The organism is Streptomyces saintjeani, assembly GCF_055409605.1.
Window position 1 is genome coordinate 7,600,738 of the sequence record NZ_CP189624.1, and the last position, 26,185, is coordinate 7,626,922.

Here is a 26,185-nt window from a genome sequence, read left to right on the forward strand (position 1 = left end):
CCGGGTGCGGTCGCCGAAAGTCGGTTCCGCCGTGACTTAGGTAGCCGATCACCCGCACAGGACGGTCAGAGGCCATGAGGGCGGCATAGATTTGTCGGCTGTGAAGACCGTGAAGCAAGACCGGGGGACACGGGCGTTCGCAGGGCCGCGGTGGCTGCTGCCGTCCGCCGTCGTCGCGGAGCTGGAGACGGACACCGACCCCGCGCGGGTGCTCGGGCGGCCCCGGCGTACCGCGCGCGACTGGTTCGTCGACTTCACCGCGTTCTTCCTGGCCGTCGTCGTGGGTCTCCTCGCCGCCGACGGCCTCGACCAGGAGACCGGCCTCCCCCACTCCCTCGCCGTCCTCGACCAGGTCCTGGGCGCCCTGGCCTGCGCGGGGGTCTGGGTGCGCCGGCGCTGGCCGGTCGGGTTCGCCGTCGCGCTGATCCCCGTCAGCCTGCTGTCCGTCACAGCGGGCGGCGCCGGGCTGATCTCCATCTTCACCCTGGTCGTCCACCGGCCCCTCAGGCAGTCCGGCTGGATCAGTGCCGCCTCTTTGGCGGTGATGCCGCTGTTCTACTGGATGCGCCCCGACCCCGACCTGCCGTACCTGGGCGCGCTCGTCCTCGTCACCGTGCTCGGCGCCGCCGTCGTCGGCTGGGGCCTGTTCGTCCGCTCCAAGCGCCAGCTCATGCTCAGCCTGCGCGACCGCGCGCACCGTGCCGAGACCGAGGCGCAGTTGCGCGCGGAACAGGCCCAGCGCCTCGCGCGCGAGGCCATCGCGCGCGAGATGCACGACGTCCTCGCGCACCGGCTGACCCTCCTGAGCGTCCACGCGGGCGCGCTGGAGTTCCGCCCCGACGCGCCGCGGCAGGAGATCGCCCGCGCGGCCGGGGTGATCCGGGAGAGCGCCCACGAGGCCCTCCAGGACCTGCGCGAGATCATCGGCGTCCTGCGCGCGGGCGACCCCGACGACAAGGGCCGCCCGCAGCCCACCCTCGGCGGTCTGGACGCGCTCGCCGCCGAGTCCCGCGAGGCCGGCATGAAGGTCACCCTCGACCAGCGCCTCACCGACCCCGCCTCCGTCCCCGCCTCCACCGGCCGCACCGCCTACCGCATCGCCCAGGAGGCCCTCACCAACGCCCGCAAGCACGCCCCCGGCACCGAGGTGTCGGTCACGGTCACCGGCGCCCCCGGTGACGGCCTCACCGTCCTCGTCGTCAACCCCGCGCCCGAGGGCGACGTCCCGCACGTCCCCGGCTCCGGACAGGGCCTCATCGGCCTCACCGAACGCGCCGCCCTCGCCGGCGGCACCCTCACCCACGGGCCCCTGGACGACGGCGGGTTCGAGGTCCGCGCCTGGCTGCCGTGGCGGACGGAGGGGGCGCGGTGAGGCGTACGGGAGGGGCGTCGGGACGCGGTGCGGGAGGGGCGGCGGGACATGGTTTCGTAAGCCCATGACTACGACGATCAGACTGCTCCTCGTGGACGACGATCCGCTGGTGCGGGCCGGGCTGTCCCTGATGCTGGGCGGCGCCGACGACGTACGGATCGTCGGGGAGGCGGCCGACGGCGCCGAGGTCGAGGCGCTCGTCGAACGGACGCGGCCCGACGTCGTCCTGATGGACATCCGGATGCCCGCCGTGGACGGCCTCACCGCCACCGAACACCTGCGCGCCCGCGCGGACACACCCCAGGTCGTCGTCCTCACCACCTTCCACGCCGACGAACAGGTCCTGCGCGCCCTGCGCGCGGGCGCCGCCGGATTCGTTCTCAAGGACACGCCGCCCGCCGAGATCCTCGACGCCGTCCGCAGGGTCGCGGCCGGCGACCCCGTCCTGTCACCCGTCGTCACCCGCCAGCTGATGGCCCACGCGGCCGGCACCGCCGCCGACACCCGCCACGCCCGCGCCCGCACGCGCATGGCCGAACTCGGCGACCGCGAACGGGAGGTCGTCGTCCGCGTCGGCCGCGGCATGAGCAACGCCGAGATCGCCGCCGAACTGTTCATGAGCGTCGCGACCGTCAAGTCCCACGTCTCCAGGATCCTCGCCCGGCTCGGCCTCAACAACCGCGTCCAGATCGCGCTGCTCGCCTACGACGCGGGGCTGCTCGACGAAGAGGCGTAGCCCGGCGGGCACTTCACGCCGCCGCCGTCCGTTGTCGGGGTGACGGGGCGACGGGAGGGAAGAGCATGGGTGACGTGGTCGATCTGTGGGGGTCCGGCGAGCGGGGAGTCGTCGACCTGACGGACCTGGGGGAGGAGCTGCGGCGCGACCCGCACCCCGTGTACGCGCGCCTGCGCGAGCAGGGCCCGGTGCACCGGGTGCTGCTCGACGGAGCCGACGGCGCCTGGGAGACCTGGCTCGTCGTCGGGTACGAGGAGGCGCGGGCCGCGCTCGCCGACGGCAGGCTCGCCAAGGACCAGCGCGGGCTGGCCGCAGGCGACCCCGACGAGTCGGAGATCAGCCGGCACCTGCTCGGCACCGACCCGCCCGAGCACACCCGCCTGCGCTCCCTCGTCACACGCGCGTTCACCGCGCGCCGCGTGCAGAGCCTCGCCCCGAGGGTCCAGGAGATCACCGACGGACTCCTCGACGCGATGATCCCGCGCGGGCGCGCCGACCTCGTCGACGCCTTCTCCTTCCCGCTGCCCATCACCGTCATCTGCGAACTCCTCGGCGTCCCCGAACTGGACCGCGCCGCCTTCCGCGCGATGTCCACCGAGGTCGTCGCGCCCAGTGGACCCGGCACCGGCCCCGAGGCGTTCGTCCGCCTCTCCGGCTACCTGACCGAGCTGATCGAGGACAAGCGCTGCACCGCGCCCACCGACGACCTGCTGAGCGACCTGATCCGCACCACCGCCGAGGACGGCGACCGCCTCTCCGGGGCCGAACTGCGCGGCATGGCCTTCCTGTTGCTCATCGCCGGCCACGAGACGACCGTCAACCTGATCACCAACGCCGTGCACACGCTCCTGACCCGCCCCGCACTCCTCGACGCCCTGCGCGCGGACCCCGGCCTCCTGGACGGCGTCATCGAGGAGACCCTGCGCTGGGAGGGTCCGGTGGAGAACGCGACGTACCGGTACGCCGCGCAGTCCCTGGAGATCGGCGGCACCCGGATAGCGAAGGGCGCCTCCGTGGTCATCGGCCTCGCCGCCCCCAACCGCGACCCCGCGCGCTACCCCGACCCCGACCGCTTCGACCCCCGCCGCGACACCCGGGGCCACCTCGCGTTCGGGCACGGCATCCACTACTGCCTCGGCGCCCCGCTGGCCCGCCTGGAGGCGCGTACGGCCATCGCCTCGCTCCTGGAGCGCGCGCCCGGACTCGCCCTCGACGGACCGGCCGGGGAGTGGCTGCCGGGGATGCTGATACGCGGGGTGCGGAGCCTTCCGGTGCGGTGGTCGACGGGGTGAGCCGGGCGCCGCGCGGGGACGGCCGTGTCCCTGCCGGAAGCGGCGGTGAAACCGGTCGGTCGGCCCGCCAAGCTGACTCGGGTTCGCATTTATGTGCGCGCGTACGGCCCCGGCTACGCGTGCGCTCCCGGAAGCTCCCCCAGATACACCGGTCTGCGCTCCCGCAGGGACACGTCGCACGCCTCCGCGATCCGCTGCGCCTGGAGCGCCTCGCGGCCGTCACAGGGGTTCGCGCGCTCGCCCCGGACCACTTCGACGAACGCGTTCAGCTCGGCCTCGTAGGACGGCGCGAAACGCTCCAGGAAGCCGCTCCAGGGCTTGTCGGCGGCGGGCGGGCCGGTCGGCTCGGTGGAGGCGATGGGCGTCCGGTCGTCCAGCCCGACGACGATCTGGTCCAGCTCCCCGGCCAGCTCCATGCGCACGTCGTACCCGGCGCCGTTCATCCGCGTCGCCGTGGCCGTCGCCAGCGTGCCGCCCTCCAGGGTCAGCACCGCCGCCGCCGTATCGACGTCGCCCGCCGCGCGGAACATCGGCGGCCCGGCGTCCGAGCCCGTGGCGTACACCTGCGTCACCTCCCGCCCGGTCACCCAGCGCAGCGCGTCGTAGTCGTGCATCAGGTCGTCCCGGAAGATCCCGCCGGACACCGGCAGCCAGTCGGCGGGCGGCGGCGTCTGGTCGGACGTCACCGTCCGCACCGTGTGCAGCCGCCCCAGGCGGCCCGCACGGACGGCCTCGCGGGCGCCCAGGTAGCCGGTGTCGAAGCGCCGCTGGAAGCCCATCTGGAGCACCGTCCCGGCCGCCTCCACCTCGGCGAGCGCGTGCAGCGTGCCCGGCAGGTCGAGCGCGATCGGCTTCTCGCAGAAGACCGGCAGCCCCGCCCGCGCGGCCCGGCCGATCAACTCGGCGTGCGCCGCCGTGGACGCGGTGATCACCACCGCGTCCACGCCCCAGCGGAAGATCTCGTCCACCCCGGGCGCCGCCGTCTCGCCGAGCCGCAGCGCTGCCTCCTGCGCCCGCGCGGGGTCCGCGTCGGTCAGGATCAGAGAGCCGACCTCGCGGTGCCGCCTCAGTGTGTTCGCATGAATCGTGCCGATGCGGCCCGTCCCGATGACGCCGATACGCATGAGGACAAAGTGAGGTCGCGGGCCGCACCCTGTCAATCCGCATGTCCGGACAATCTGACTGCGCAACTTCCCGTCGACGGACCCCACGGCTACGCTCGGGCCGTGCCGAAACCAGAAGTGGACCCGACCGTGCAGCTCGAACTCCGCGTGGACAGAAGCTCTCCGGTGCCGTTGTACTTCCAGCTGTCGCAGCAGCTGGAGGCGGCCATCGAGCACGGCTCGCTCACTCCCGGCAGCCTCCTCGGCAACGAGATCGAGCTCGCCGCGCGTCTCGGCCTGTCCCGCCCGACCGTCCGCCAGGCCATCCAGTCCCTCGTCGACAAAGGGCTCCTCGTGCGCCGCCGGGGCGTCGGTACCCAGGTCGTGCACAGCCAGGTCAAGCGGCCCCTCGAACTGAGCAGCCTCTACGACGACCTGGAGGCGGCCGGCCAGCGCCCCGCGACGACCGTCCTGGTCAACGCGGCCGTCCCCGCGACCGCCGAGGTCGCCGCCGCGCTCGGGGTCGCCGAGGGCAGCGAGGTCCAGCGCGTCGAACGCCTGCGCCTCGCGCACGGCGAGCCGATGGCGTACCTGTGCAACCACCTTCCCGCAGGGCTCCTCGACCTCGACACCGGCCAGCTGGAGGCCACCGGCCTGTACCGCCTCATGCGCGCCGCCGGGACCACCCTCCACAGCGCCCGCCAGTCCATCGGCGCGCGCGCGGCGACCGCCGCCGAGGCCGACCGCCTCGCCGAGCCCGAGGGCGCGCCCCTGCTCACCATGCAGCGCACCACGTTCGACGACACCGGCCGCGCGGTCGAGTTCGGCGACCACATCTACCGCCCCAGCCGCTACTCCTTCGAGTTCCAGCTCCTCGTACGGCCCTGAGGGCGCCGTAGCCGTCGGGGCCCGCGCGGGACGACCTGCGCGGGCCTTTTCGTGATCCCTTCTCGCGCTCCCGCGTGCGCGCGTGGCGGCTGCTGATTTCGTGGCGCCCGCGCGCGTGTCGGAAGGGGCATCCGTCCTGATGTCCGGACAATGCGACCGAGTCGCGGTCCCCGGCCGCGCGTCCGGCGATCCCCGTGTTCGATACTGGGGCGTTTGCGTCCGGTGAGCGGTCACCGGGCGCGGACGGACGACAGAGCACGGCAAGACGGCAAGAAGGGCACGGCCTCGTGGCACGGTTTCGGACCTGGGCAGGGATCGCGGTGGCGGGGGCGCTGTGCGTGTCCCTCGCGGGATGCAGCAGCACCGGGGGCAAGCGCGCCGAGGACGCCCGCAAGGCCGCGTCGGCCCAGGGCAGGGCGGCGGTGGACACGCCCCGCTGGACGTTCGCGATGATCACCCACTCCGGCGACGGGGACACCTTCTGGGACATCGTCCAGAACGGCGCCAAGCAGGCCGCCGTCAAGGACAACATCAACTTCCTGTACTCCCACGACGACGAGGCCCAGCAGCAGGCCCAGCTCGTCGACGCGGCCGTCGACAAGAAGGTCGACGGCATCATCGTCACCCTCGCCAAACCGGACGCCCTGAAAGCCTCCCTCGCGCGCGCGGTGAAGGCCGGCATCCCCGTCATCACCGTCAACTCCGGCTCCGCCGAGTCCAAGGCGTTCGGCGCGCTCGCCCACATCGGGCAGGACGAGACCGTCGCCGGCGAGGCCGTCGGCGAGGAGCTGAACAAGCGCGGCAGGAAGAAGGCGGTCTGCGTCCTGCACGAACAGGGCAACGTCGGCCACGAACAGCGCTGCGCGGGCGTCGCCAAGACGTTCACCGGCAGCGTCCAGAACCTGTACGTCACCGGCACCAACATGCCCGACGTGCAGTCCGCCATCGAGGCCAAGCTCCAGGCCGACACCTCGGTCGACGCCGTCGTCACCCTCGGCGCGCCGTACGCCGACACCGCCGTCAAGGCCAAGCAGGGCGCCGGGAGCAAGGCCGAGATCGACACCTTCGACCTCAACGCCAAGGTCGCCGAGGGCCTCTCGAACGGCTCCCTCGGCTTCGCGGTCGACCAGCAGCCGTACCTCCAGGGCTACGAGGCCGTCGACCTGCTCTGGCTGTATCGATACAACGACGACGTCCTCGGCGGCGGCAAGCCCGTCCTGACCGGCCCCCAGATCATCACCAAGGACCAGGCGGCCCGGCTCGCCCGGTACACCGAGCGGGGCACCCGATGACCGCCACGACCGACGAACGCCTCCTGGAGACCTCCCCGCTGCGCCGCCTCCTCGGCCGGCCCGAACTGGGGTCCGTGGTCGGCGCGATCGCCGTCTTCCTGTTCTTCGCGGTGATCGCCGACAGCTTCCTGCGCGCCGCGAGCCTGTCCACCGTCCTGTACGCGTCCTCGACGATCGGCATCATGGCCGTCCCCGTCGCCCTGCTGATGATCGGCGGCGAGTTCGACCTGTCGGCGGGCGTCATGGTGACGTCGTCAGCATTGATCTCATCCATGTTCAGCTACCAGATGACGGCCAACGTCTGGGTCGGCGTCGGCGTGTCCCTGCTGGTCACGCTCGCGATCGGCGTGTTCAACGGGTTCGTGCTCACCCGCACCAAGCTGCCCAGCTTCATCGTCACGCTGGGCACGTTCCTCATGTTGACCGGGTTGAATCTCGGGTTGACCAAGTTGATCGACGACACGGTGTCCACCAAGACCATCGCCGACATGGAGGGCTTCCCCTCCGCCCGCGACCTCTTCGCGTCCACGTTCACCATCGGCGGCGTCGACTTCAAGGTCACCATCCTGTGGTGGTTCGGCCTCGTCGCCCTCGCCTCCTGGATCCTGCTGCGCACCCGCGCGGGCAACTGGATCTTCGCCGTCGGCGGCAACGAGGACGCGGCCCGCGCGGTCGGCGTCCCGGTCGTCCGCACGAAGATCGGCCTCTACATGGGCGTCGCCTTCGGAGCGTGGATCTCCGGTCAGCACCTGCTGTTCAGCTACGACGTCGTCCAGTCCGGCGAGGGCGTCGGCAACGAGTTGATCTACATCATCGCGGCCGTCATCGGCGGCTGCCTCATCACCGGCGGCTACGGCAGCGCCGTCGGCTCGGCGGTCGGCGCGCTCATCTTCGGCATGACCAGCAAGGGCATCGTCTTCGCCGAGTGGAACCCCGACTGGTTCAAGTTCTTCCTCGGAGCGATGCTGCTCCTCGCGACCCTCCTCAACACGTGGGTCCGCAAGCGCGCGGAGGCGACCAAGTGACCCTCGTCGAACTGACCGACGTCAGCAAGCACTACGGCAACATCCGCGCGCTGGAAGGCGTCTCGCTGGCCGTCAACGCCGGTGAGATCACCTGCGTCCTCGGCGACAACGGCGCCGGCAAGTCAACATTGATCAAGATCATTGCCGGACTGCATCAACATGACGGCGGCACGCTCGACATTGACGGTGAATCAACCCGCCTGACCTCCCCGCGCGACGCCCTCGACCGCGGCATCGCCACCGTCTACCAGGACCTCGCCGTCGTCGGCCTCATGCCGGTCTGGCGCAACTTCTTCCTCGGCTCCGAGCCCCGCGTCGGCAAGGGTCCCTTCAAACGCCTCGACACGGACTTCATGCGCCGCACGACCCACGCGGAACTGCTCCGCATGGGCATCGACCTCCGCGACGTCGACCAGCCCATCGGCACACTGTCGGGCGGCGAACGCCAGTGCGTGGCGATCGCGCGGGCGGTCTACTTCGGCGCGAAGGTACTGGTACTGGACGAACCGACAGCGGCACTGGGCGTGAAGCAGTCGGGCGTGGTGCTGAAGTACGTGGCGGCGGCGAGGGACGAGGGCCTGGGCGTGGTCTTCATCACCCACAACCCGCATCACGCGTATCTGGTGGGGGACAGGTTCGTGTTGTTGAAGCGCGGAACGATGGTGGGAAACCATGCTCGCGACGACATCAGCCTGGATGAACTGACCAGGCAAATGGCGGGCGGAACAGAGCTGGACGCACTACGCCACGAGCTACAACGCAGCTAGGGGCGCGGGGAACTGCGCGACAAGCCACGACGCAGCCCGCACCCGGCAACGCACAGAACCCCCCACCCCCTGCCCCGCTCGGCGTCCTACGCGCGCGTGCGGCAGAATCAAGCCCGATGAGCACCTACGGCACCTTCACCGCCCCCATCGGCTCCCGCCGGGCCCCGGTCCTGCGCACCGTCGGCACCCGCGAACGCCGCTCACACCTGACGGCGCCCCGCGTCCCGACGGTCGGCATCGACATCGGCGGCACCAAGGTCATGGCGGGCGTGGTCGACGCCGACGGCAACATCCTGGAGAAGCTCCGCACGGAGACCCCGGACAAGTCGAAGAGCCCGAAGGTCGTCGAGGACACGATCGTCGAACTGGTCCTGGACCTCTCGGACCGCCACGACGTGCACGCGGTCGGCATCGGCGCGGCCGGCTGGGTGGACGCGGACCGCAACCGCGTCCTGTTCGCCCCGCACCTGTCGTGGCGCAACGAGCCCCTGCGTGACCGCCTCTCGGGCCGCCTGTCGGTGCCGGTCCTGGTGGACAACGACGCCAACACGGCGGCGTGGGCGGAGTGGCGGTTCGGCGCGGGCCGCGGCGAGGACCACCTGGTGATGATCACGCTGGGCACCGGCATCGGCGGCGCGATCCTGGAGGACGGCCAGGTCAAGCGCGGCAAGTACGGCGTGGCGGGCGAGTTCGGGCACATGCAGGTCGTCCCCGGCGGCCACCGCTGCCCGTGCGGCAACCGCGGCTGCTGGGAGCAGTACAGCTCGGGCAACGCGCTCGTGCGCGAGGCGAAGGAACTGGCGGCGGCGGACTCGCCGGTCGCCTACGGGCTCATCGAGCACGTCAAGGGCCAGATCGACGACATCACCGGCCCGACGATCACGGAGCTGGCCCGCGAGGGCGACGCGATGTGCATCGAACTGCTCCAGGACATCGGCCAGTGGCTCGGCGTCGGCATCGCCAACCTGGCCGCCGCCCTGGACCCGTCCTGCTTCGTCATCGGCGGCGGCGTGTCGGCCGCCGACGACCTGCTCATCGTGCCCGCGCGGGACGCGTTCAAGCGCCAGCTCACCGGCCGCGGCTACCGCCCCGAGGCGCGCATCGTGCGCGCGCAGCTCGGCCCCGAGGCCGGCATGGTGGGCGCCGCCGACCTGGCCCGCCTGGTGGCCCGCCGGTTCCGCCGCGCGAAGCGGCGCCGGGTGGAGCGCTACGAGCGCTACGAGCGGTTCGCCGAGACACGCCGTACGCAGGACTCGGCGTGACCGCGGCGCTGCCCCGGCAGGCGGCGCCCCCGGACGAACCGTCCCGCCCCCCGGAGGACCGGGGGCACGTGATCCGGCGCAGGGCGCTCACCCTGCTGATCATCGTCCTGCTGATCGGCGTACCGGCGGGTTATCTGGTGATCTCCGCCGCGCAGAGCCGGGACAGCGGCAAGGACAAGGAGGCGAAGTACTCGGCGACCGGCCTCAGCAAGGGCTGGCCGTCGAAGGTGCAGCGCCGCCTGTACGACGTACCGGTGCCGCACCCCTCGGTCAACGTCGCGTACTACGAGACCAACAACTGGCGCACCAGCCGCCTGTACGTCCAGTTCCAGACGACGAACGCCGGGCTGGACGAGTTCCTCGCCGACCTCGGGCTCACCCGCGCCGACCTGGTCAAGGGCAAGATCGCCGTCAACGCGCGCGACCAGGGCATCACCGGCTGGAATTTCACCGGCCCGGGCGCCCGCCCCGGCGACAACCTCGGCCTGGTCAAGGAGCAGAAGAACCCGAAGCCGACCCTGGACGTCGTCGTGAACACCTGGAACGCCGACAACCCGTTCGTGTACGTCGTCTCCCGCACCAGCCCCTGAGACCCCGTGACAGGCGGCCCCGGCCGGTCTCCGGGACCGATTGTCAGACCCCGCCCGTAGAGTCGGAGACGACCGGATCCGAGACACGGGCGGAGGTGGACGAAGCGCATGGACGAGCAGGCGGTGGAGGTGCCCTCCCGGCTGGCGGCCGTCTTCCTGCCCGCCCCGCTGCCCCGCGCGGGCCGCGTCGCGTTCTGGGACCCCGCGGACGGCCCGCTGCCCGCCGGTGACGTCACGGACCTGACGGTCGTACGGCCGCACGGCGCGGCGGCGGCCCGTCGTCGGCAGGCCCCGGCGCTGTCGCTGCCCCTGGAGCGCGCCCTGCCTGTCCTGGCGCGGGCCCGCCGCGACCCCGCCGCCCACCCCGCCACCGCCTGCTGGGGCGCCGCCGCACTGCACGCGCTGCGGCTCGTCGCGCGCGGGCGCCTGCTGCCGGGCCTGACCCCCGCCGGGGACGACGCCTGGCGCGCGGGCCCGCTCGACCCCGAGGACCTCGCGCACCTGCGCGCGATCGCCGCCGCCCTGCCGTACGAGGGCCACGCGGTACCCCTCCCCGGCCCGGGCCCCCTGCGCCTGCCCGACCCCGAACCGCTGGTGCGGGCCTTCCTCGACGCCGTCGCCGACACCCTCCCGCGCACCCCCGCCGCCCCCCACACCGTCGGCCGCCCCTTCGCCGACCAGCGCCCCCAGCGCCTCCCCGGCGCCCGCGACTGGGCCGCGGAGGTCGCCGCCGGGCGCGACGCGGGCGTACGGATCTCGCTGCGCCTCGACCTCTCCGCGTCCGCCGTGTTCGACGACAGCGAGGACGCCGCCCGCGCGGGAGCCGCGATCGTCCAGGTCCACAGCCTCGCCGACCCGACGCTCGTGACCGACGCCTCGGCCCTGTGGACGGGCGCCGCTGAAGCCGCGTTCGGCCCCCGCGCGCGCGTGGACGCCGCCCTCGCCGTACGGCGCGCCGCGCGCGTGTGGCCTCCGCTGGCCCGCCTCGCCGAGCGGGACGCGCCGGACGCGCTGGCCCTCTCCGAGGAGGAGCTGACCGACCTCCTGGGCCGCGCGGGGGCCCGGCTCGCGCAGGCCGGAGTCGCCGTCCACTGGCCCCGCGACCTCGCGCAGGACCTCACCGTCACCGCCGTCGTCCGCTCCGCCCCGGGCTCGGCGACGGACGGCACCGGCTTCTTCGAGGGCGAGGAACTCCTCAAGTTCCACTGGCAGTTGGCGCTCGCCGGTGACCCGCTCACCGAGGCCGAGATGGACGCCCTGGCCGAGGCCCACCGCCCCGTCGTACGGCTGCGCGACCAGTGGGTCGTCGTCGACCCGGAGCTGGTCCGCAAGGCCCGCAAGCGTGAACTCGGCCTCCTCGACCCCGTCGACGCGCTGTCCGTCGCGCTCACCGGCAGCGCGGAGATCGACGGCGAGACCGTCGAAGCCGTCCCCGTGGGCGCGCTGGCCGCCCTCCGTGACCGGCTCACCGCGGGCGTGCGGCCCGCCGAGCCGCCGGCCGGGCTGAAGGCCACCCTGCGCGACTACCAGCTCAAGGGCCTCGCCTGGCTGGACCTGATGACCTCCCTCGGCCTCGGCGGCTGCCTCGCGGACGACATGGGGCTCGGCAAGACCGTCACCCTCATTGCCCTGCACCTCAAGCGCGCCCGCCCCGAACCCACCCTCGTGGTCTGCCCCGCCTCCCTCCTCGGCAACTGGCAGCGCGAGATCGGCAAGTTCGCCCCCGGCACCCCCGTACGCCGCTTCCACGGCCCGGACCGCACCCTCGACGGCCTCACCGGCGGCTTCGTCCTCACGACGTACGGCACCCTGCGCTCCGCCGCCACCGCCCTCGCCGACCGGCCCTGGGGCATGGTCGTCGCCGACGAGGCGCAGCACGTGAAGAACCCCCACTCCGCGACCGCCAAGGCCCTCAGGACGATCCCCTCGCCCGCGCGCGTGGCGCTCACCGGCACCCCCGTCGAGAACAACCTCTCCGAGCTGTGGGCGCTCCTCGACTGGACGACCCCCGGACTCCTCGGCCCCCTCAAGGCGTTCCGCTCCCGGCACGCGCGCGCGGTGGAGAACGGCGAGGACGCGGAAGCCGTCGAACGCCTCGCGCGTCTCGTGCGGCCCTTCCTGCTGCGGCGCCGCAAGTCCGATCCCGGGATCGTGCCCGAACTTCCGCCCAAGACCGAGACCGACCACCCCGTGCCGCTCACCCGTGAACAGGCCGCGCTGTACGAGGCCGTCGTGCGCGAGTCGCTGCTCGCCATCGAGACGTCCGACGGCATGGCCCGGCGGGGGCTCGTCCTCAAGCTCCTCGGGGCGCTCAAGCAGATCTGCGACCATCCCGCGCTCTACCTCAAGCAGGACCCCGGCGCGCCCGGCCGCTCCGGCAAACTCGCCCTTCTCGACGAACTGCTGGACACGGTCCTCTCCGAGGACGGGTCTGCTCTCGTCTTCACGCAGTACGTCGGAATGGCCCGGCTCGTCACCGCCCATCTCGCCTCCCGCGCGGTTCCCGTCGAGCTGCTGCACGGCGGTACGCCTGTCGCCGAGCGCGAGCGCATGGTCGACCGGTTCCAGGACGGGGCCACGCCTGTGCTCGTCCTGTCCCTCAAGGCCGCCGGGACCGGGCTGAACCTCACGCGCGCGGGGCACGTCATCCACGTCGACCGGTGGTGGAATCCGGCCGTCGAGGAGCAGGCCACCGACCGTGCGTACCGCATCGGGCAGACCCAGCCCGTCCAGGTCCACCGGCTCATCACCGAGGGGACCGTCGAGGACCGGATCGCCGAGATGCTGGAGAGCAAGCGCGCGCTCGCGGACTCGATCCTCGGGGGCGGAGACGCGGCACTGACGGAACTGACCGACCGGGAGCTGTCCGACCTGGTGTCGTTGCGGAGGGAGGGGTGATGGGGGAGTCGATGAGCCCTGCGGAGGCGGCTCGGCGGGCGTTGCGGGAGGCGCGGGGGGTTCGGGAGGACGGCGAGGGGGCGGACGGGAGTGCGGAGGTGCTGAGCGTGGGGGCGGTTGTGGCGGAGTGGGTGGGGGCTGCGGAGGGGGCGGATCGGGTGGGTGGGGGAGAGGTGGGTTCCGGGCGGGCGGTCTCCGAGGGGGCGGCGCTGGAGGCTGGTTCCGGGCGGCCGGCGGCAGCAGGAGGCGAGAGGGTGGCGCGGCCCGGGGATGCGGCTCGGGCTGCGTTGCGTGAGGCGTTGGCGGCGCGGAGAGGGAGCGCTGGGCGGGAAGAGGTGGGGGAGGTTGGTGCTGGTGAGGGGGCTTCTCGTGGTGCGCGGGGTGTCGAGGGGGATGCTGCTTCCGGGAGCGGGCTGCGTGTGGCTGGGGAGGGTGAGCCTGAGGGAGGGGAGTCGTCCGGCGCGGGTGAGGTTTCGGCGGCCCTTGATCCCGGTGGGGCCGTGGACGCCGTCGACGTACCCCGGCCCGCCGATGTCGCCCGGCAGGCGCTGCGGGCTGCGCGGGCGCGGAGGCGGGAGGAGGACGAGGCGGCGGCTCAGGGCGGGCGGAAGCAGGTGCGGGGCGGTGCTCGGGGTGGGGCAGCGCGAGGTGAGGCCGTGCCGGGGGTCCCGGGTGAGCGGGCGCGGGATCTGAAGAGTTGGCTGGCGGGAGCTTTCCGGATGCCTTCGGAGGACGAAGGGGAGGAGACGGAGGGCGGGGGCGCGCGGGATGGGGAGGGGGGCCTGTCTGCGGAGGGGGTGCGTGTCGCGGATGGGGGCGACGAGACCGGGGTGACGGCGCTGCCGTGGGCGGGGTCGGACGAGGGCCACGAGACCGGCGTAGCACTGCCGTGGATCGGGGCGGACGCGTTGTACGCCACGCAGGGGCAGGGGTCGGCATCGGGCCCGCGCGCGGGTTCACCGACGGAGTCGTACCGGTCGGCCTTCCAGGAGCCGTCCGCAGCCACCGACCCGGCCCGCCCTGCTCCGGCTCGCGGCCCGGCCAGCCCCGTTCCGGTCCGGCCCGCTTCGGCTCCCGGCCTGGCTCGCCCCGTTCCGGCTCCCGGCCCGGCTTCGGCTCACGACTCGGCATCGGCTTCGGGCTTGGCCGGGGCTCACGACCCGGCTTCAGATCTGACCCCGGCCACCCCAGGAACCCCGGCCTTCGACCAGCCCCGATCCTCGACCGCGCCCGAGCCCTCCGCCCACCCGGACGAGCCCTTGGCCGGACAGCATGTCTCTCCCGGCGCCGGGGACCAGCCCGCGCTATCGGACGACTCCGGGGCCGCACGGGATGCTTCCGACAGGCATCAGCCCGCGCCGGCCGACGAGCCCTCGGCAGAGGCACATGCTTCTCCCCGGCCTCTGCCCGCGTCCTCCGGCGAGCGAGGCGCCGGATCGCATGCCTCCCCTCGGACCAAGTCCGCACGCTCCAGTGAGCCTCGGGCTGTGCCGCGTGATTCTCCCCGGGTTGAGTCCGGGTTCTCCGACGAGGCTTGGGAGGCGCCGCACGCCTCTCCCCGGTCCCACCCCGCGCTCGCCGACAACCCCCCGGCCACCCCGCATGCCTCCCCGGCCCCCGCCGAACCCCGCGCGTACGTCCCCCGGACCATGGCCTCCCCCTCCCGCGACGGCGACCTCAGGCGCACCTTCTCCGCCCTCCCCGTCCAGGGCGCCCCCTTCGCGCGCACCTGGTGGGGAGAGGCGTGGGTTTCCGCGTTGGAGGGCGGGGCCTTGGACGCGGGGCGGCTCGCGCGGGGGCGGGGGTATGCCGAGGGCGGGCGGGTGGACGCGATCACCGTGACGCCCGGGTCCGTGCTGGCGTACGTGCAGGGGAGCCGGCCGCGGCCGTACCGGGTGCAGGTCAGGCTGCGGACGTGGGCGGCGGAGGACTGGGAACGGTTCCTGGGCGCGGCGGTGGAGCGGCCGGGACAGATCGCCGCGCTGCTGGACAAGGAGGTCCCGCCGGCGCTGGCGGCGGAGTGCGGGGTGCCGTTGCTGCCGGTGGCGGGCGAGCTGGAGCCGCAGTGCAGCTGCCCGGACCGGGGGCACCCCTGCAAGCACGCGGCGGCCCTCTGCTACCAGACCGCGCGCCTGCTGGACGCCGACCCGTTCGTGCTGCTCCTGCTGCGCGGCCGGGGCGAACGAGACCTGCTGGACACGCTGGCCCGCCGCAGCGCCGCGCACGCGGCCCGCGCCGCGCGGGACGGCGAGACCGAGAACCTGCCCGGCGTCCGCGCCGCCGAGGCGATCGTACGGCGCGACCAACTCCCGCCGCTGCCCGCCCCGTTGCCCGTGCCGCCGCACCCGGAGCAGCCCCCGGCGTACCCGTCCGTCCCCGACGGCCCGGACGCCTTCGCGCTGGACCAGCTCGCCACGGACGCCGCCGCCCGCGCGCACGCGCTGCTCGCGACCGGCGAGGACCCGATCGGCGGACTCACCCTGTGGCAGGACGCCGTACGCCTGGCCGCCGCCCGCCCCGGCTCCGGCCTCACCGCCGCGACCCGCGCCCTGTACTCCGCCCTCGCCGCCGCCACCGGCCGCACGTCCGGCGACCTCGCCCGCGCGGTCGCCGCGTGGCGCCAGGGCGGGCTCGACGGGCTCGCCGTCCTGGAGGACCCCTGGGACCCGCCCGCCGGCCGTTTCGACCGGGCCCGCCCCCTCCTCCTCGCCACCGGCCGCCCCGCCTTCCGCCCCTGGCGCAACCACCTCACCCACCCCGTCGGCCACGTCCAACTCCGTTACGGCCAGGACGGCTTGTGGTACGCGTACGAATCCGAACCGGGCGACGAGGACTGGTGGCCCCGGGGCACGCCCGCGTACGACCCGATCGACGCGCTGGCGACGGCGAACCCGCGGGCGGACGAGTGAACGGGCTCGGTCCGGCAGGGGCTTGCGCCGGGGCCGGCGGGCGGGGCGCCGGACGTACGCCGCGAGTACTACGACCGACCCGAAGTGCTACGGCCCGTACGCGCCCTGTGTCGCCGTACGTCCCGTGAAGACCGTGTAGCGGTTCCCCGGGCGTGATGCGGTGATACGGCGGGAGAGCGCGCGGAGTTGGAGGGGGCCGTGGCCCGCGTGGCGCGTGGGGCGGTTAGCGTGGAGCGGTGAGTGAGACGAAGACCCCCACCCCCGCGACCGCGATCCCGGGTCTGCCGGCGGCCGTGCTGCCGGCCGTCGTCGGGAACGCGCTGCCCGCCGGTGCCGTGCCCGCGGCCCCGCCGACGGCCGGGCCGGTGACGCCCACCCTCCAGTACCGCTTCGACGGGCCGGACGACGCCCCCGTGCTCATCCTGGGCCCCTCGCTCGGGACCACCTGGCACATGTGGGACCGGCAGATCCCCGAACTCACCAAGCAGTGGCGGGTGTTCAGGTTCGACCTGCCCGGCCACGGCGGCGCCCCCGCCTACCCCGCCGGATCGGTCGCCGACCTGGCCGCGCGCCTGCTGGCCACCCTGGACGCGCTCGGCGTGCAGCGCTTCGGCTTCGCGGGCTGCGCGCTCGCGGGCGCCGTCGGCGTCGAACTCGCCCTGCGCCACCCCGAACGGCTCGCCTCGCTCGCGCTGATCGCCTCCTCGCCCCGGTTCGGCACGGCCGACGAGTTCCGCCAGCGCGGGGTGATCGTGCGCACCAACGGCCTCGACCCGATCGCCCGCACCTCGCCGGACCGCTGGTTCACGGCCGGGTTCGCCGCCGCGCAGCCCGCGATCACCGACTGGGCCGTCCAGATGGTCCGCACCACCGACCCCGGCTGCTACATCGCCTCCTGCGAGGCCCTCGCCGCCTTCGACGTACGGCACGAACTGGGCATGGTCGGCGTCCCGACGCTGGTCCTCGTCGGCTCCGACGACCAGGTCACCGGCCCCGCCGAGGCGCGCACGCTGGTCGCGGGCATCCCGGACGCGCGCCTCGCCGTCGTACCCGGCGCCTCGCACCTCGTACCGGTGGAGCAGCCGGCCGCCGTCACCGACCTGCTGGTGCGGCACTTCTCGACGGCCTGGCAGCCCGGGTACGACACGGGTCAGACCGTGGTACCGGGGATACCCGTAGTACTTCCGCAGCAGCCCGCCCCGATCGCCGAGATCGCCCCGGCCCCGCCGGTCGCGACCGACCAGGTGATGGGGCGTCCCGACCCGTACGACTCCGGGCTGAAGGTCCGCCGCGAGGTGCTCGGCGACGCGCACGTGGACCGCGCGCTGACCCAGGCCGACGACTTCTCCGGCGACTTCCAGGAGTTCATCACCCGGTACGCCTGGGGCGAGATCTGGGACCGCCCCGGCCTCGACCGGCGCGCGCGCAGCTGCGTCACCCTGACGGCCCTCGTCGCGGGCGGCCACCTCGACGAACTCGCCTTCCACACGCGTGCGGCCCTGCGCAACGGCCTCACCCCGGACGAGATCAAGGAGGTCCTGCTGCACGCCGCCGTCTACTGCGGGGTGCCCTCGGCCAACAGCGCGTTCCGGGTGGCCCAGCAGGTCATCCGGGAGGAGACCACACCGCAGGAGTGAGCGATGCAGGATGGACCCATGACGATCATCCAGCTCACCAAGAAGTCGCACGCCTGTGTCCGCCTGGAGAAGGACGGCCGCACCCTCGTCCTCGACCCGGGCGTGTTCAGCGAGGCGGACGCGGCCGTCGGCGCGGACGCGATCCTGATCACGCACGAGCACCCGGACCACTTCAGCGAGGCGCACCTGAGGGCCGCGCTGGAGGCGAACCCCGAGGCCGCGATCTGGACCCTGCGCGCGGTCGCTGAGCAGCTCGCCGCGGCCTTCCCCGGGCGCGTGCACACCGTCGGGCACGGCGACACGTTCACCGCCGCCGGGTTCGACGTCCAGGTCCACGGCGAGCTGCACGCCGTGATCCACCCGGACCTCCCGCGCATCACGAACGTCGGCTACCTGATCGACGACGGCCGCGTCTTCCACCCCGGGGACGCGCTCACCGTCCCCGACCACGCGGTGGAGACGCTGATGCTGCCCGTGATGGCCCCCTGGAGCAAGATCTCCGAGGTGATCGACTACGTCCGTGAGGTGAAGCCCGCGCGCGCGTACGACATCCACGACGCCCTCCTGACCGACCTCGCCCGGCCGATCTACGACAACCAGATCGGCGCGCTGGGCGGCGCCGAGCACGGGCGGCTGGCGCCCGGGGAGAGCACCTCGGTGTGACTGTCGGTGGGGCCCGGTAGGTTGTCAGGCATGCGCATCGCGACCTGGAACGTGAACTCGATCACCGCCCGCCTGCCGAGGCTCCTGGCCTGGCTGGAGAGCAGCGGCACGGACGTGCTGTGCCTCCAGGAGGCCAAGCTGGCCGAGGAGCAGTTCCCGTTCGACGCGCTGCGCGAGGCCGGGTACGAGGCGGCGGTGAACGCGACGGGCCGGTGGAACGGCGTGGCGGTGCTCTCCCGGGTCGGCCTCGATGACGTCGTCAAGGGCCTGCCCGGCGGCCCGGAGTACGACGGCGCCGAGGAGCCGCGCGCGGTGTCGGCGACCTGCGGTCCCGTGCGCGTGTGGTCGGTGTACGTGCCGAACGGGCGCGAGGTCGACCACGCGCACTACGCGTACAAGCTCCAGTGGTTCGAGGCGCTGAAGGCGGCGGTCACGGGCGACGCGCAGGGGGGCCGTCCGTTCGCCGTCCTCGGTGACTACAACGTGGCCCCCACGGACGACGACGTCTTCGACACGGCCGTCTTCGAGGGCCTCACCCACGTCACCCCCGCCGAGCGCGCGGCCCTCGCGGCCCTGCGCGAGACCGGCCTGACGGACGTCGTACCCCGCCCCCTCAAGTACGACCACCCGTACACCTACTGGGACTACCGCCAGCTCGCCTTCCCCAAGAACCGGGGCATGCGCATCGACCTGGTCTACGGCAACGAGCCCTTCGCGAAGGCCGTCAAGGACGCGTACGTGGACCGCGAGGAGCGCAAGGGGAAGGGCGCGTCGGACCACGCGCCGGTGGTCGTCGACCTGGAGGTGTAACCGGGTAGTACCTCGGAGGGAGGGCGGCGGGTGCCGGCACACCGGCGCCTCGCCGGAGGTCACAGCTCCGTCAGGTCCACCGCCGCCGCCAGCGCCGCGTACCCCGCGTCCGAAGGGTGCAGCCGGTCCCCGCTGTCGTACGCGGGCAGCAGCCGGGCCGGATCGGCGGGGTCCCGCAGCGCGGCGTCGAAGTCGAGGACGGCGTCGAAGGCGTCGCCGTCCCGGATCCACGCGTTGACCTTCTCGCGCCGCTCCTGGACCTCGGGGGTACACCTCAGGTCCCCGGCGCACGGCAGGAGCGTCGCGCCCAGTACCCGTACCCCGCGCGCCCCGGCCCGCTCGGCGATCTCCCGCAGCCCGTCGGTCACGTCGTCCGAAGTCCCGCCCCGGCGCAGGTCGTTGATCCCCTCGAAGACGACCAGCGTCCGCACCGACGGCTGCGCGAACACGTCCCGCTCCAGCCGCGCGAGCGCCGACACCCCCGAGGCGACGGGCGAGACACCGTCCCCGGCATAGCCGTCGGCGCCGACGCGGTTGCCGGCGATCCCGGCGTTCAGCACGCCGTACGCCGGTACCGCCCGCTGCCCGCGCAGGCGCGCGGCGAGCCCGTCCGGCCACCGCCGGTTCGCGTCCGTCGTCGACAGGTACCCGTCGGTGATCGAGTCCCCCAGAAAGACGACGCTCCCGGGTCCCCCGGCCACGTCGACCCCGGCGAGCAGCGGCCACCCGGTGAGCTCCGAGGCGTACGCCGTTCCCGCGCGGTCCGCCGTGTGATCGCCCGGCGCGCTGAGGTACGACCGCTGCGAGGCGTACCGGTGCGTGGGGAGCGCGGTCACGGTCCCCGGCAGATGGAAGCTGACCAGCAGATCGGCGCCCGCGGGCACGACGAGGTCCACCGGATCACTGACGGCACGCGTCCCGGCGGGGATCTCGACGCCGGCCGAGCCGCCGAACGACACGGGCACGGGGACGCCGTCCACGGCCGCTCCGGAGCCGCTGGGGGCGGCGCCAGGGGCCGCCGGGCCCAGGGGCGGGCCCGGAGATCCGGCGGGGCCTTCCGGGGCCGTCACGGACGGCGTGCGGCCGGGAGACCCGGTGGAGCCGCCCGGGGTGGTCCTGGACGCCGTGGCGCCCGCGCCCCCGGAGGACTCACCGGCCGGCCGGCCCGTCACGCCCCGCACCCCCGCAGGACCCGCGATCGCCCCTGACGCGCTCGCTCGCCCATCCGGCGTCGAGGACGCCCCGGGCGCCTCTGTGCCGCGCCTCCCGACACCGTTGCCCGAGGCCGCCCCCGGCGTGTCTGCCGCCCGCGCACGTAGGGCGACCGTCGCGGCCCCGATCCGCACCGGCACCGAGGCGAACGTGTTGTCGAAGCGCAGCCGTACGCGGGCGCCGCCCGCCGACGTGTGGACGACCAGCCGCAGCGTGCGGTCCGTCCACGGGCCCTCGGCGGGCAGGCCGGACTGGGCCGTTGCCCACGTACCGGTCCAGGGGCCGGGGTCCGTGCGGATCGCGAGGGCGAATACGTGAAGGCCGGAGGCGACGGGGAGGCGTACGGAGGTGACGGTGCGGGCCGGGGTCAGGGGGACCGTCACGGCGTACACGCGCGCGCGTGCGGGACGGCGGCCGGCGGGGGTGTTGACGTGGGGGAGAGTGACCGCCTTCGTGGCGGCGGGGCCCTGGCGCCAGTCGGGGGCGGCGAGGGTGTACGGCGCGCGCGTGCCGTCGGCGTACACGATCTCGCCCTTCCCGCGCGCGGTGTGCCCCGTCGTGCTCGTGACGAGGAACGTGAGCGCGTCGCCCCGGCCGAGGGCGGTCACCCGCTGCCCGTCGGCGAGGACGTTGTCCGGGGCGCCGGGGGCGGTCGCCGGCCAGGTCAGGCGGGTGCCGTGCACGGTCAGGGCGCGACCGGGGGTCCAGCCCGCCGAGGCGAGCGCCGAGGCGGAGAGAGAGGCGCCCCTGCTGTCGAGGTCCGCGCCGGAGGGACGGTCGTCCGCGCTGATGCCCCGGTTGTCGAAGTGGCTCTCCAGGGGTACGGGGGGAGCGCCAGAGGCGCGCGAACCAGCGCGCGCGGCGGTCTGGGGAGCCAGCAGCAGGGTCGCGATCAGCGGAAACGCCCAGGCCCTTCGGCGCACGTCTCTCCCTCTCCTGTCGTCCGATGATCGTACCGGGACGGCGGACACGGGTGCCCGCGCGCCTGTGGTGCGGACGACGGTGCGAATGCCACGCTGGGCGTATGAACATCCCTTTCCTGGGCAACAGGCGCAAGAGGGCTGCGGGCGTGCTGCTGGACGCGGACCCCGAGGGTGTGGCCGGACTGCTGTCCGAGTGCGAACTCCTGCGCTCCCAGGCGGAGGAGGCGGGCGTCCGGCTCGACGACACGGCCGGTTCCCTGGAGGCGCTCGACCAGTTGCTGCCGCGCTGGCGTGACGACGAGGAGACGCTGGCCTGGCTCGGCAACGACGCCGGGCTCTACCTCGGCACGGTCGTCGTACGTACCGTCGAGGGCGCCGAGTGGACCTTCTGGCCGGGCGGCGAACCGGTCGTACGGCTGGGCTCCGGGCGGGAGTTCGACGTCGTGACGGCCGGCCGGGAGTGGGCGGCCAGCGGGGTTCCGGAGCTGTCGCAGTGGTATGCGGAGGTCGCCGAGGTGTGACGGGGTGACGCGCCTTCGGGAAGAGAGGTTAAATACGGCTTATGCCCGAAAAGTGCGTGTCGCGTCTCAAGTCCCGTCCGCTCTCGATAGTTTGCGGCGACCACGACACACAGCTGAGAGCGAGTAGGGCTGAGCATGGCCGTCGATCCGTTGATCGGACTGCGTGACGTCGACAAGCGAAAGAAGGAGCCCGACCGGGCCCGCTCCGTCGGCCACTAGTGGGGGGCGTCCAGGCCGTGACCGGGCTCGACTACGATGGATCGTTCATCCCCGGAGCGACGGTGACCGGGCCGGGGACTCCGCCGCAGGGCGGACCGTAGGGGGCAGCAGTTCACCAGAGCCATACCCGGCCGGACGCGCGGCCGGAGATCACTGCTCGCACAGTGCAGGCGGTCCGTACGACGGGTCGGACGCTGTGCGGGGAGAAGGTCAGCCGCGCGCCGGACGGGTTGTGCTCGATGCGGAGCGGGTCGGGTGGGTGTGCGGCGCATCGCCGGACCGGCTTGCCGAGAGCGGGCGGGCCCCTGCCGTGGAGGCGCGGCGGGGGCCCGCCCGTCCCGGTTCCCGGGGGCGCGGCGTACGAGGCGTGTGGCGCACGGCAGTTGATGGAGCCTCAGGTCGTCCGGTGGGACGTCGGCGTCACCGGGTCCACCAGCGGCGTACGGGCCGGCCGGGTCACGTCGGCCACCAGCTCCACCACATCGGGGCCGTACGCCTGGGAGTTGACGACCTTCAGGAGCAGCGCGAAGGAGTCCGCGCCGTACTTGCGGGCCAGGCGCTCGTGGTGGCGGGCCAAGTACCGGGTCGCCGCCTGGTTGTTGATCGCGCGCTGGCCGCAGAAGAGGAACACCGGCCGCGTGCCGCGCCGTTCGCCGGTCGTGAGCCGGGCCAGCAGGACGTACTCGGTGATACCGGTGTCCATGCGGTAGCGCTCGGTGCCGATCTGGAACGCCCCCCGGTCCGGGCCGGGTTCGGGGTCGATGTTCACCCGGAAGCCGGGCAGCATCGCCGACATGTGCGCGAGCATCCGCCGGTTGGAGCTGGGCCCGCCCACACAGAACTCCGTACGCTCGCCGAAGCCTTGCTGCACCCCGTCCTGGGTGACCATCTGCACGTTGGCCCCGCAGTCCTTGACGAGCGCGGCCAGTTCGAGGAGCGCGAACACGTCGTAGCGGTGCACGGCGGGCTCGGAGGTCGCCGGGTCGCGGTTGACGACGAGCAGCGACTCGGAGTTCTCCGGCAGCCCGAAGAACGCCTGTTTACGCCGGAGTCGGCGCCTCCACAGGTACGTCCGCGCCAGCCAGCCGAGCCCGGCACTGAGACCGGCGGCCAGCACGCCGAGGACGATATTGCGCACGTCGTCGTTCATGGGCGCGCATGGTAGCGGCCGAACCCGCCTGGGGCGTACCCGTGTTCGAGGTGTGGCAGTCGTATGACAGTGCCCTGAATGCCCCTGTCGGCGACGGGGCAGTGTGGCTACAGTGCGCGGACGGTCCTTGACTGGAGGTACATGCGGATGGCCCTGCGTCGCCCTGTGGTACGGAAACTGACGGTCCTGGCGGTCTCTGCCGCCGTGGTCTCGGTGGGTGCCGCCGCGCCACCGAACGCCTTGTCATCGTCCGTGCGGCACAAGGCGGTGGAGAAGGTTCCCGTCGCCGTCGGGTACGGCGGCGCCGTCTCCAGCGTCGACGCGGACGCGTCCGCCGCCGGCATCGAGGTGCTGCGCAGGGGCGGCAACGCGGTCGACGCGGCCGTCGCGACCGCCGCCGCGCTCGGCGTCACCGAGCCCTACTCGGCGGGCGTCGGAGGAGGCGGCTACTTCGTCTACTACGACGCCAAGTCCCGTACGGTGCGCACGATCGACGGCCGCGAGACCGCGCCGCTGAGCGCCGACGTGAACCTGTTCGTCGAGAACGGGCAGCCCCTCGCCTTCGCCGACGCCGTCAGCAGCGGTCTCAGCGTCGGCACCCCTGGCACGCCCGCCACGTGGGCGAGCGCGCTGTCCAAGTGGGGTACGAAGAGCCTGGGTTCGGTGCTGAAGCCGGCCGAGCGGCTCGCCCGCGACGGGTTCACCGTCGACGACACGTTCCGCTCGCAGACCGCCGCCAACGAGACCCGGTTCCGCTACTTCCCCGACACGACGAAGCTGTTCCTGCCGAACGGGCAGCTCCCGGTGGTCGGTTCGACCTTCACGAACCCCGACCTCGCCCGCACCTACGCGGAGCTGGGCAGGAAGGGCGTCTCCGCGATCTATCAGGGCGACATCGGCAAGGACATCGTCAGGACGGTCAACAAGCCGCCGGTGGACCCGGGTTCGGGGTGGAACGCCCGGCCCGGCAAACTCTCCGCCGCCGACCTCGCCGCCTACCGCGCCAACTTCCAGGCGCCCACGAAGACTTCGTACCGAGGACTCGGCGTCTACTCGATCGCGCCGTCCTCCTCCGGCGGCACGACCGTCGGCGAGGCCCTCAACATCCTGGAGAAGACGGACCTTTCGAAGGCGAGCGAGGTCCAGTACCTGCACCGCTACATCGAGGCCAGCCGGATCGCGTTCGCCGACCGGGGCCGCTGGGTCGGCGACCCGGCCTTCGAGAACGTCCCCACGAAGGAACTCCTCTCGCAGAGGTACGCCGACTCGCGGGCCTGCCTCATCAAGGACGACGCCGTCCTCACCAGCCCTGTCGCGCCCGGCGATCCGCGCAACCCGGCGGCCTGCGACGCGAGCGGGACACCGGCACCGACGACGTACGAGGGCGACAGCACCACGCACCTCACGGTCGCCGACAAGTGGGGCAACGTCGTCGCCTACACCCTCACCATCGAGCAGACCGGCGGCAGCGCGATCACCGTCCCGGGCCGGGGATTCATCCTCAACAACGAGCTGACGGACTTCTCGTTCGCGCCCGCGAGCCCCGCCGTGCACGACCCGAACCTGCCCGGTCCCGGCAAGCGGCCCCGGTCGTCGATCTCGCCGACCATCGTGCTCGACAAGGCCGGCAGGCCGGTGGTGGCGCTGGGTTCGCCCGGTGGGGCGACCATCATCACGACCGTCCTCCAGGTGCTGACCGAATTCGTGGACCGGAAGCTGCCGTTGGTCGACGCGATCGCCGCTCCGCGAGCCAGTCAGCGCAACCAGACGACCACCGAACTCGAACCGGCCCTCTACAACGGTGACTTGAGGGCCAAGCTGGAGGCGATCGGGCACGGGTTCCGGCTGAACGCCGAGATCGGGGCGGCAACTGCCGTACAGCGGCTGCCCGGTGGGAAGTGGCTGGCCGCCGCCGAGACCGTGCGGCGCGGTGGCGGGTCGGCGCAGGTGGTGTATCCGGCGAGCTAGTGCCGTGTCAGGCGACGTTTGCCCGTCAAGGAGCGGCGTCCGGTGCGGCGAGAGTGCGTGCCGGGCGTCGCGACAGGCGAACGTTGCCTGACGCGGCACTAGGCAAGGGAGTTGACGGGCGGCTCACCCGATTCCGGGTGGGCCGGCCGTCGTTCAGTGGTCCCGGGCCGTCAGAATCCTCGGGCCGTCGTCCGTGATCGCGACCGTGTGCTCGACGTGCGCCGCGCGCGAGCCGTCGTTCGTGCGCAGCGTCCAGCCGTCGGGCGCCTCGTGGTAGCCGTCCCGGCCGCTCGCGATGAGCATCGGCTCGATCGCCAGGGCCATGCCCCGGCGCAGGAGCATGCCCCGGTGGGGGCGGCCCTCGTTGGGGACCGGCGGGTCCTCGTGCATTCGGCGGCCGATGCCGTGGCCGCCGAAGCCCTGCGGGATGCCGTAGCCGCCGTCCCGGCAGACCTCGCCGATCGCGTGCGCGATGTCGCCGATGCGGTTGCCGGCCGTCGCGGCGGCGATCCCGGCGGCCAGGGCGCGTTCGGCCGTCTCGATCAGGCGGACGTCGTCCGGGCGCGGGGCGCCGACGGTGAAGCTGATCGCCGAGTCGCCCGCCCAGCCGCCGAGTTGGGCTCCGCAGTCGATGGAGACGAGGTCGCCGTCGCGCAGCTTCTGGTGGGTCGGGATGCCGTGCACGATCGCGTCGTTCACCGAGGCACAGATGACGGCCGGGAACGGCGTCGTCGCGAAGGACGGGCGGTAGCCGAGGAACGGCGAGTCCGCGTCCGCGCCGCGCAGCACCCCGCGCGCCACCTCGTCCAGCTCCAGCAGGGAAACGCCCACGTCAGCGGCTTCCCGTACGGCCGTGAGGGCGCGGGCCACCACCTGGCCGGCCCGGTACATCTCGTCGATCGACGTGTCTGTCTTCAGCTCCACCATGCCAATTACTATACCGGTATT

Annotated in this window: 20 protein-coding genes; 16 read left to right on the forward strand and 4 right to left on the reverse strand. The window is 73.3% G+C overall.

Annotated elements, in window-relative coordinates; genetic code table 11:
- Nucleotides 1–100: 100 nt before the first annotated feature.
- The 3 genes from ACQCO7_RS34445 to ACQCO7_RS34455 all read left to right on the forward strand — a co-directional run bounded on the left by ACQCO7_RS34445 (nt 101) and on the right by ACQCO7_RS34455 (nt 3,400).
- Entirely contained in the window at nt 101–1,372 is a 1,272-nt protein-coding gene (locus tag ACQCO7_RS34445) for a sensor histidine kinase (RefSeq protein ID WP_464075477.1), read from the forward strand.
- Nucleotides 1,373–1,436: 64 nt separating this feature from the next.
- On the forward strand, nt 1,437–2,108 hold the full coding sequence (locus ACQCO7_RS34450) for a response regulator (protein ID WP_464075478.1): 672 nt from the start codon (nt 1,437–1,439) through the stop codon (nt 2,106–2,108).
- 65 nt (nt 2,109–2,173) lie between these two features.
- The gene (locus ACQCO7_RS34455; protein ID WP_464075479.1) at nt 2,174–3,400 is read left to right on the forward strand and encodes a cytochrome P450 family protein; all 1,227 of its coding nucleotides are present in this window, start codon (nt 2,174–2,176) and stop codon (nt 3,398–3,400) included.
- A 113-nt stretch (nt 3,401–3,513) separates the two neighbouring features.
- On the opposite strand, the gene ACQCO7_RS34460 is transcribed toward ACQCO7_RS34455, so the two are convergent.
- Complete coding sequence (locus ACQCO7_RS34460; protein WP_464075480.1) at nt 3,514–4,524, reverse strand: Gfo/Idh/MocA family protein; 1,011 nt, start codon at nt 4,522–4,524, stop codon at nt 3,514–3,516.
- Nucleotides 4,525–4,653: 129 nt separating this feature from the next.
- Here ACQCO7_RS34460 and ACQCO7_RS34465 point away from each other — a divergent pair, with 129 nt between their 5' ends.
- From ACQCO7_RS34465 to ACQCO7_RS34515, 11 genes are all read left to right on the forward strand, one after another.
- Complete coding sequence (locus ACQCO7_RS34465; protein ID WP_464077352.1) at nt 4,654–5,391, forward strand: GntR family transcriptional regulator; 738 nt, start codon at nt 4,654–4,656, stop codon at nt 5,389–5,391.
- A 287-nt stretch (nt 5,392–5,678) separates the two neighbouring features.
- Nucleotides 5,679–6,683 (forward strand): sugar ABC transporter substrate-binding protein, encoded by a 1,005-nt coding sequence (locus tag ACQCO7_RS34470; protein WP_464075481.1) that lies wholly within the window; start codon nt 5,679–5,681, stop codon nt 6,681–6,683.
- The gene (locus ACQCO7_RS34475; protein WP_010355126.1) at nt 6,680–7,708 is read left to right on the forward strand and encodes an ABC transporter permease; all 1,029 of its coding nucleotides are present in this window, start codon (nt 6,680–6,682) and stop codon (nt 7,706–7,708) included. The genes ACQCO7_RS34470 and ACQCO7_RS34475 overlap by 4 nt, the downstream gene beginning before the upstream one ends.
- Nucleotides 7,705–8,475, forward strand: a complete 771-nt coding sequence (locus ACQCO7_RS34480; protein ID WP_464075482.1) for an ATP-binding cassette domain-containing protein — start codon at nt 7,705–7,707, stop codon at nt 8,473–8,475. Before ACQCO7_RS34475 ends, ACQCO7_RS34480 begins: the two co-directional genes overlap by 4 nt.
- A gap of 116 nt (nt 8,476–8,591) precedes the next feature.
- Nucleotides 8,592–9,737, forward strand: coding sequence for an ROK family glucokinase (locus tag ACQCO7_RS34485; protein ID WP_050371910.1), 1,146 nt, complete (start codon nt 8,592–8,594; stop codon nt 9,735–9,737).
- The gene (locus ACQCO7_RS34490; protein WP_464075483.1) at nt 9,734–10,327 is read left to right on the forward strand and encodes a sugar kinase; all 594 of its coding nucleotides are present in this window, start codon (nt 9,734–9,736) and stop codon (nt 10,325–10,327) included. The genes ACQCO7_RS34485 and ACQCO7_RS34490 overlap by 4 nt, the downstream gene beginning before the upstream one ends.
- 108 nt (nt 10,328–10,435) lie before the next feature.
- The gene (locus ACQCO7_RS34495) at nt 10,436–13,225 is read left to right on the forward strand and encodes a DEAD/DEAH box helicase (protein WP_464075484.1); all 2,790 of its coding nucleotides are present in this window, start codon (nt 10,436–10,438) and stop codon (nt 13,223–13,225) included.
- A gap of 1,142 nt (nt 13,226–14,367) precedes the next feature.
- Nucleotides 14,368–16,134: an SWIM zinc finger family protein gene (locus ACQCO7_RS34500; protein ID WP_464077353.1), complete on the forward strand. Its 1,767-nt coding sequence runs from the start codon at nt 14,368–14,370 to the stop codon at nt 16,132–16,134.
- A 365-nt stretch (nt 16,135–16,499) separates the two neighbouring features.
- Nucleotides 16,500–17,771 (forward strand): bifunctional 3-oxoadipate enol-lactonase/4-carboxymuconolactone decarboxylase PcaDC, encoded by a 1,272-nt coding sequence (pcaDC, locus tag ACQCO7_RS34505; RefSeq protein ID WP_050372257.1) that lies wholly within the window; start codon nt 16,500–16,502, stop codon nt 17,769–17,771.
- A 27-nt stretch (nt 17,772–17,798) separates the two neighbouring features.
- Complete coding sequence (locus ACQCO7_RS34510; RefSeq protein ID WP_409116484.1) at nt 17,799–18,434, forward strand: MBL fold metallo-hydrolase; 636 nt, start codon at nt 17,799–17,801, stop codon at nt 18,432–18,434.
- Between the two features lie 30 nt (nt 18,435–18,464).
- Nucleotides 18,465–19,244 (forward strand): exodeoxyribonuclease III, encoded by a 780-nt coding sequence (locus ACQCO7_RS34515; protein ID WP_010355031.1) that lies wholly within the window; start codon nt 18,465–18,467, stop codon nt 19,242–19,244.
- 59 nt (nt 19,245–19,303) lie between these two features.
- Here the strand turns inward: ACQCO7_RS34515 and ACQCO7_RS34520 are convergent, their stop codons facing one another.
- Nucleotides 19,304–21,379: a GDSL-type esterase/lipase family protein gene (locus tag ACQCO7_RS34520; protein WP_464075485.1), complete on the reverse strand. Its 2,076-nt coding sequence runs from the start codon at nt 21,377–21,379 to the stop codon at nt 19,304–19,306.
- Nucleotides 21,380–21,480: 101 nt separating this feature from the next.
- Here ACQCO7_RS34520 and ACQCO7_RS34525 point away from each other — a divergent pair, with 101 nt between their 5' ends.
- Complete coding sequence (locus ACQCO7_RS34525; protein WP_464075486.1) at nt 21,481–21,900, forward strand: DUF6278 family protein; 420 nt, start codon at nt 21,481–21,483, stop codon at nt 21,898–21,900.
- Between the two features lie 613 nt (nt 21,901–22,513).
- On the opposite strand, the gene ACQCO7_RS34530 is transcribed toward ACQCO7_RS34525, so the two are convergent.
- Nucleotides 22,514–23,269, reverse strand: coding sequence for a hypothetical protein (locus ACQCO7_RS34530; RefSeq protein ID WP_464075487.1), 756 nt, complete (start codon nt 23,267–23,269; stop codon nt 22,514–22,516).
- A gap of 153 nt (nt 23,270–23,422) precedes the next feature.
- On the opposite strand from ACQCO7_RS34530, the gene ggt reads away from it, so the two are divergent.
- Nucleotides 23,423–25,237: a gamma-glutamyltransferase gene (gene ggt, locus ACQCO7_RS34535; RefSeq protein ID WP_464077354.1), complete on the forward strand. Its 1,815-nt coding sequence runs from the start codon at nt 23,423–23,425 to the stop codon at nt 25,235–25,237.
- Nucleotides 25,238–25,390: 153 nt separating this feature from the next.
- On the opposite strand, the gene map is transcribed toward ggt, so the two are convergent.
- On the reverse strand, nt 25,391–26,164 hold the full coding sequence (gene map, locus ACQCO7_RS34540) for a type I methionyl aminopeptidase (protein ID WP_464075488.1): 774 nt from the start codon (nt 26,162–26,164) through the stop codon (nt 25,391–25,393).
- Nucleotides 26,165–26,185 lie beyond the last annotated feature (21 nt).

What these genes read in the sequence shown, in the direction of transcription:
- map (WP_464075488.1), bottom strand. Translation starts at nt 26,164, where the DNA reads ATGGTGGAGCTGAAGACAGACACGTCGATCGACGAGATGTACCGGGCC.
- ACQCO7_RS34455 (WP_464075479.1), top strand. Translation starts at nt 2,174, where the DNA reads ATGGGTGACGTGGTCGATCTGTGGGGGTCCGGCGAGCGGGGAGTCGTC.
- ACQCO7_RS34515 (WP_010355031.1), top strand. Translation starts at nt 18,465, where the DNA reads ATGCGCATCGCGACCTGGAACGTGAACTCGATCACCGCCCGCCTGCCG.
- ACQCO7_RS34525 (WP_464075486.1), top strand. Translation starts at nt 21,481, where the DNA reads ATGAACATCCCTTTCCTGGGCAACAGGCGCAAGAGGGCTGCGGGCGTG.
- ACQCO7_RS34485 (WP_050371910.1), top strand. Translation starts at nt 8,592, where the DNA reads ATGAGCACCTACGGCACCTTCACCGCCCCCATCGGCTCCCGCCGGGCC.
- ACQCO7_RS34450 (WP_464075478.1), top strand. Translation starts at nt 1,437, where the DNA reads ATGACTACGACGATCAGACTGCTCCTCGTGGACGACGATCCGCTGGTG.
- ACQCO7_RS34475 (WP_010355126.1), top strand. Translation starts at nt 6,680, where the DNA reads ATGACCGCCACGACCGACGAACGCCTCCTGGAGACCTCCCCGCTGCGC.
- ACQCO7_RS34460 (WP_464075480.1), bottom strand. Translation starts at nt 4,524, where the DNA reads ATGCGTATCGGCGTCATCGGGACGGGCCGCATCGGCACGATTCATGCG.
- ACQCO7_RS34495 (WP_464075484.1), top strand. Translation starts at nt 10,436, where the DNA reads ATGGACGAGCAGGCGGTGGAGGTGCCCTCCCGGCTGGCGGCCGTCTTC.
- ACQCO7_RS34530 (WP_464075487.1), bottom strand. Translation starts at nt 23,269, where the DNA reads ATGAACGACGACGTGCGCAATATCGTCCTCGGCGTGCTGGCCGCCGGT.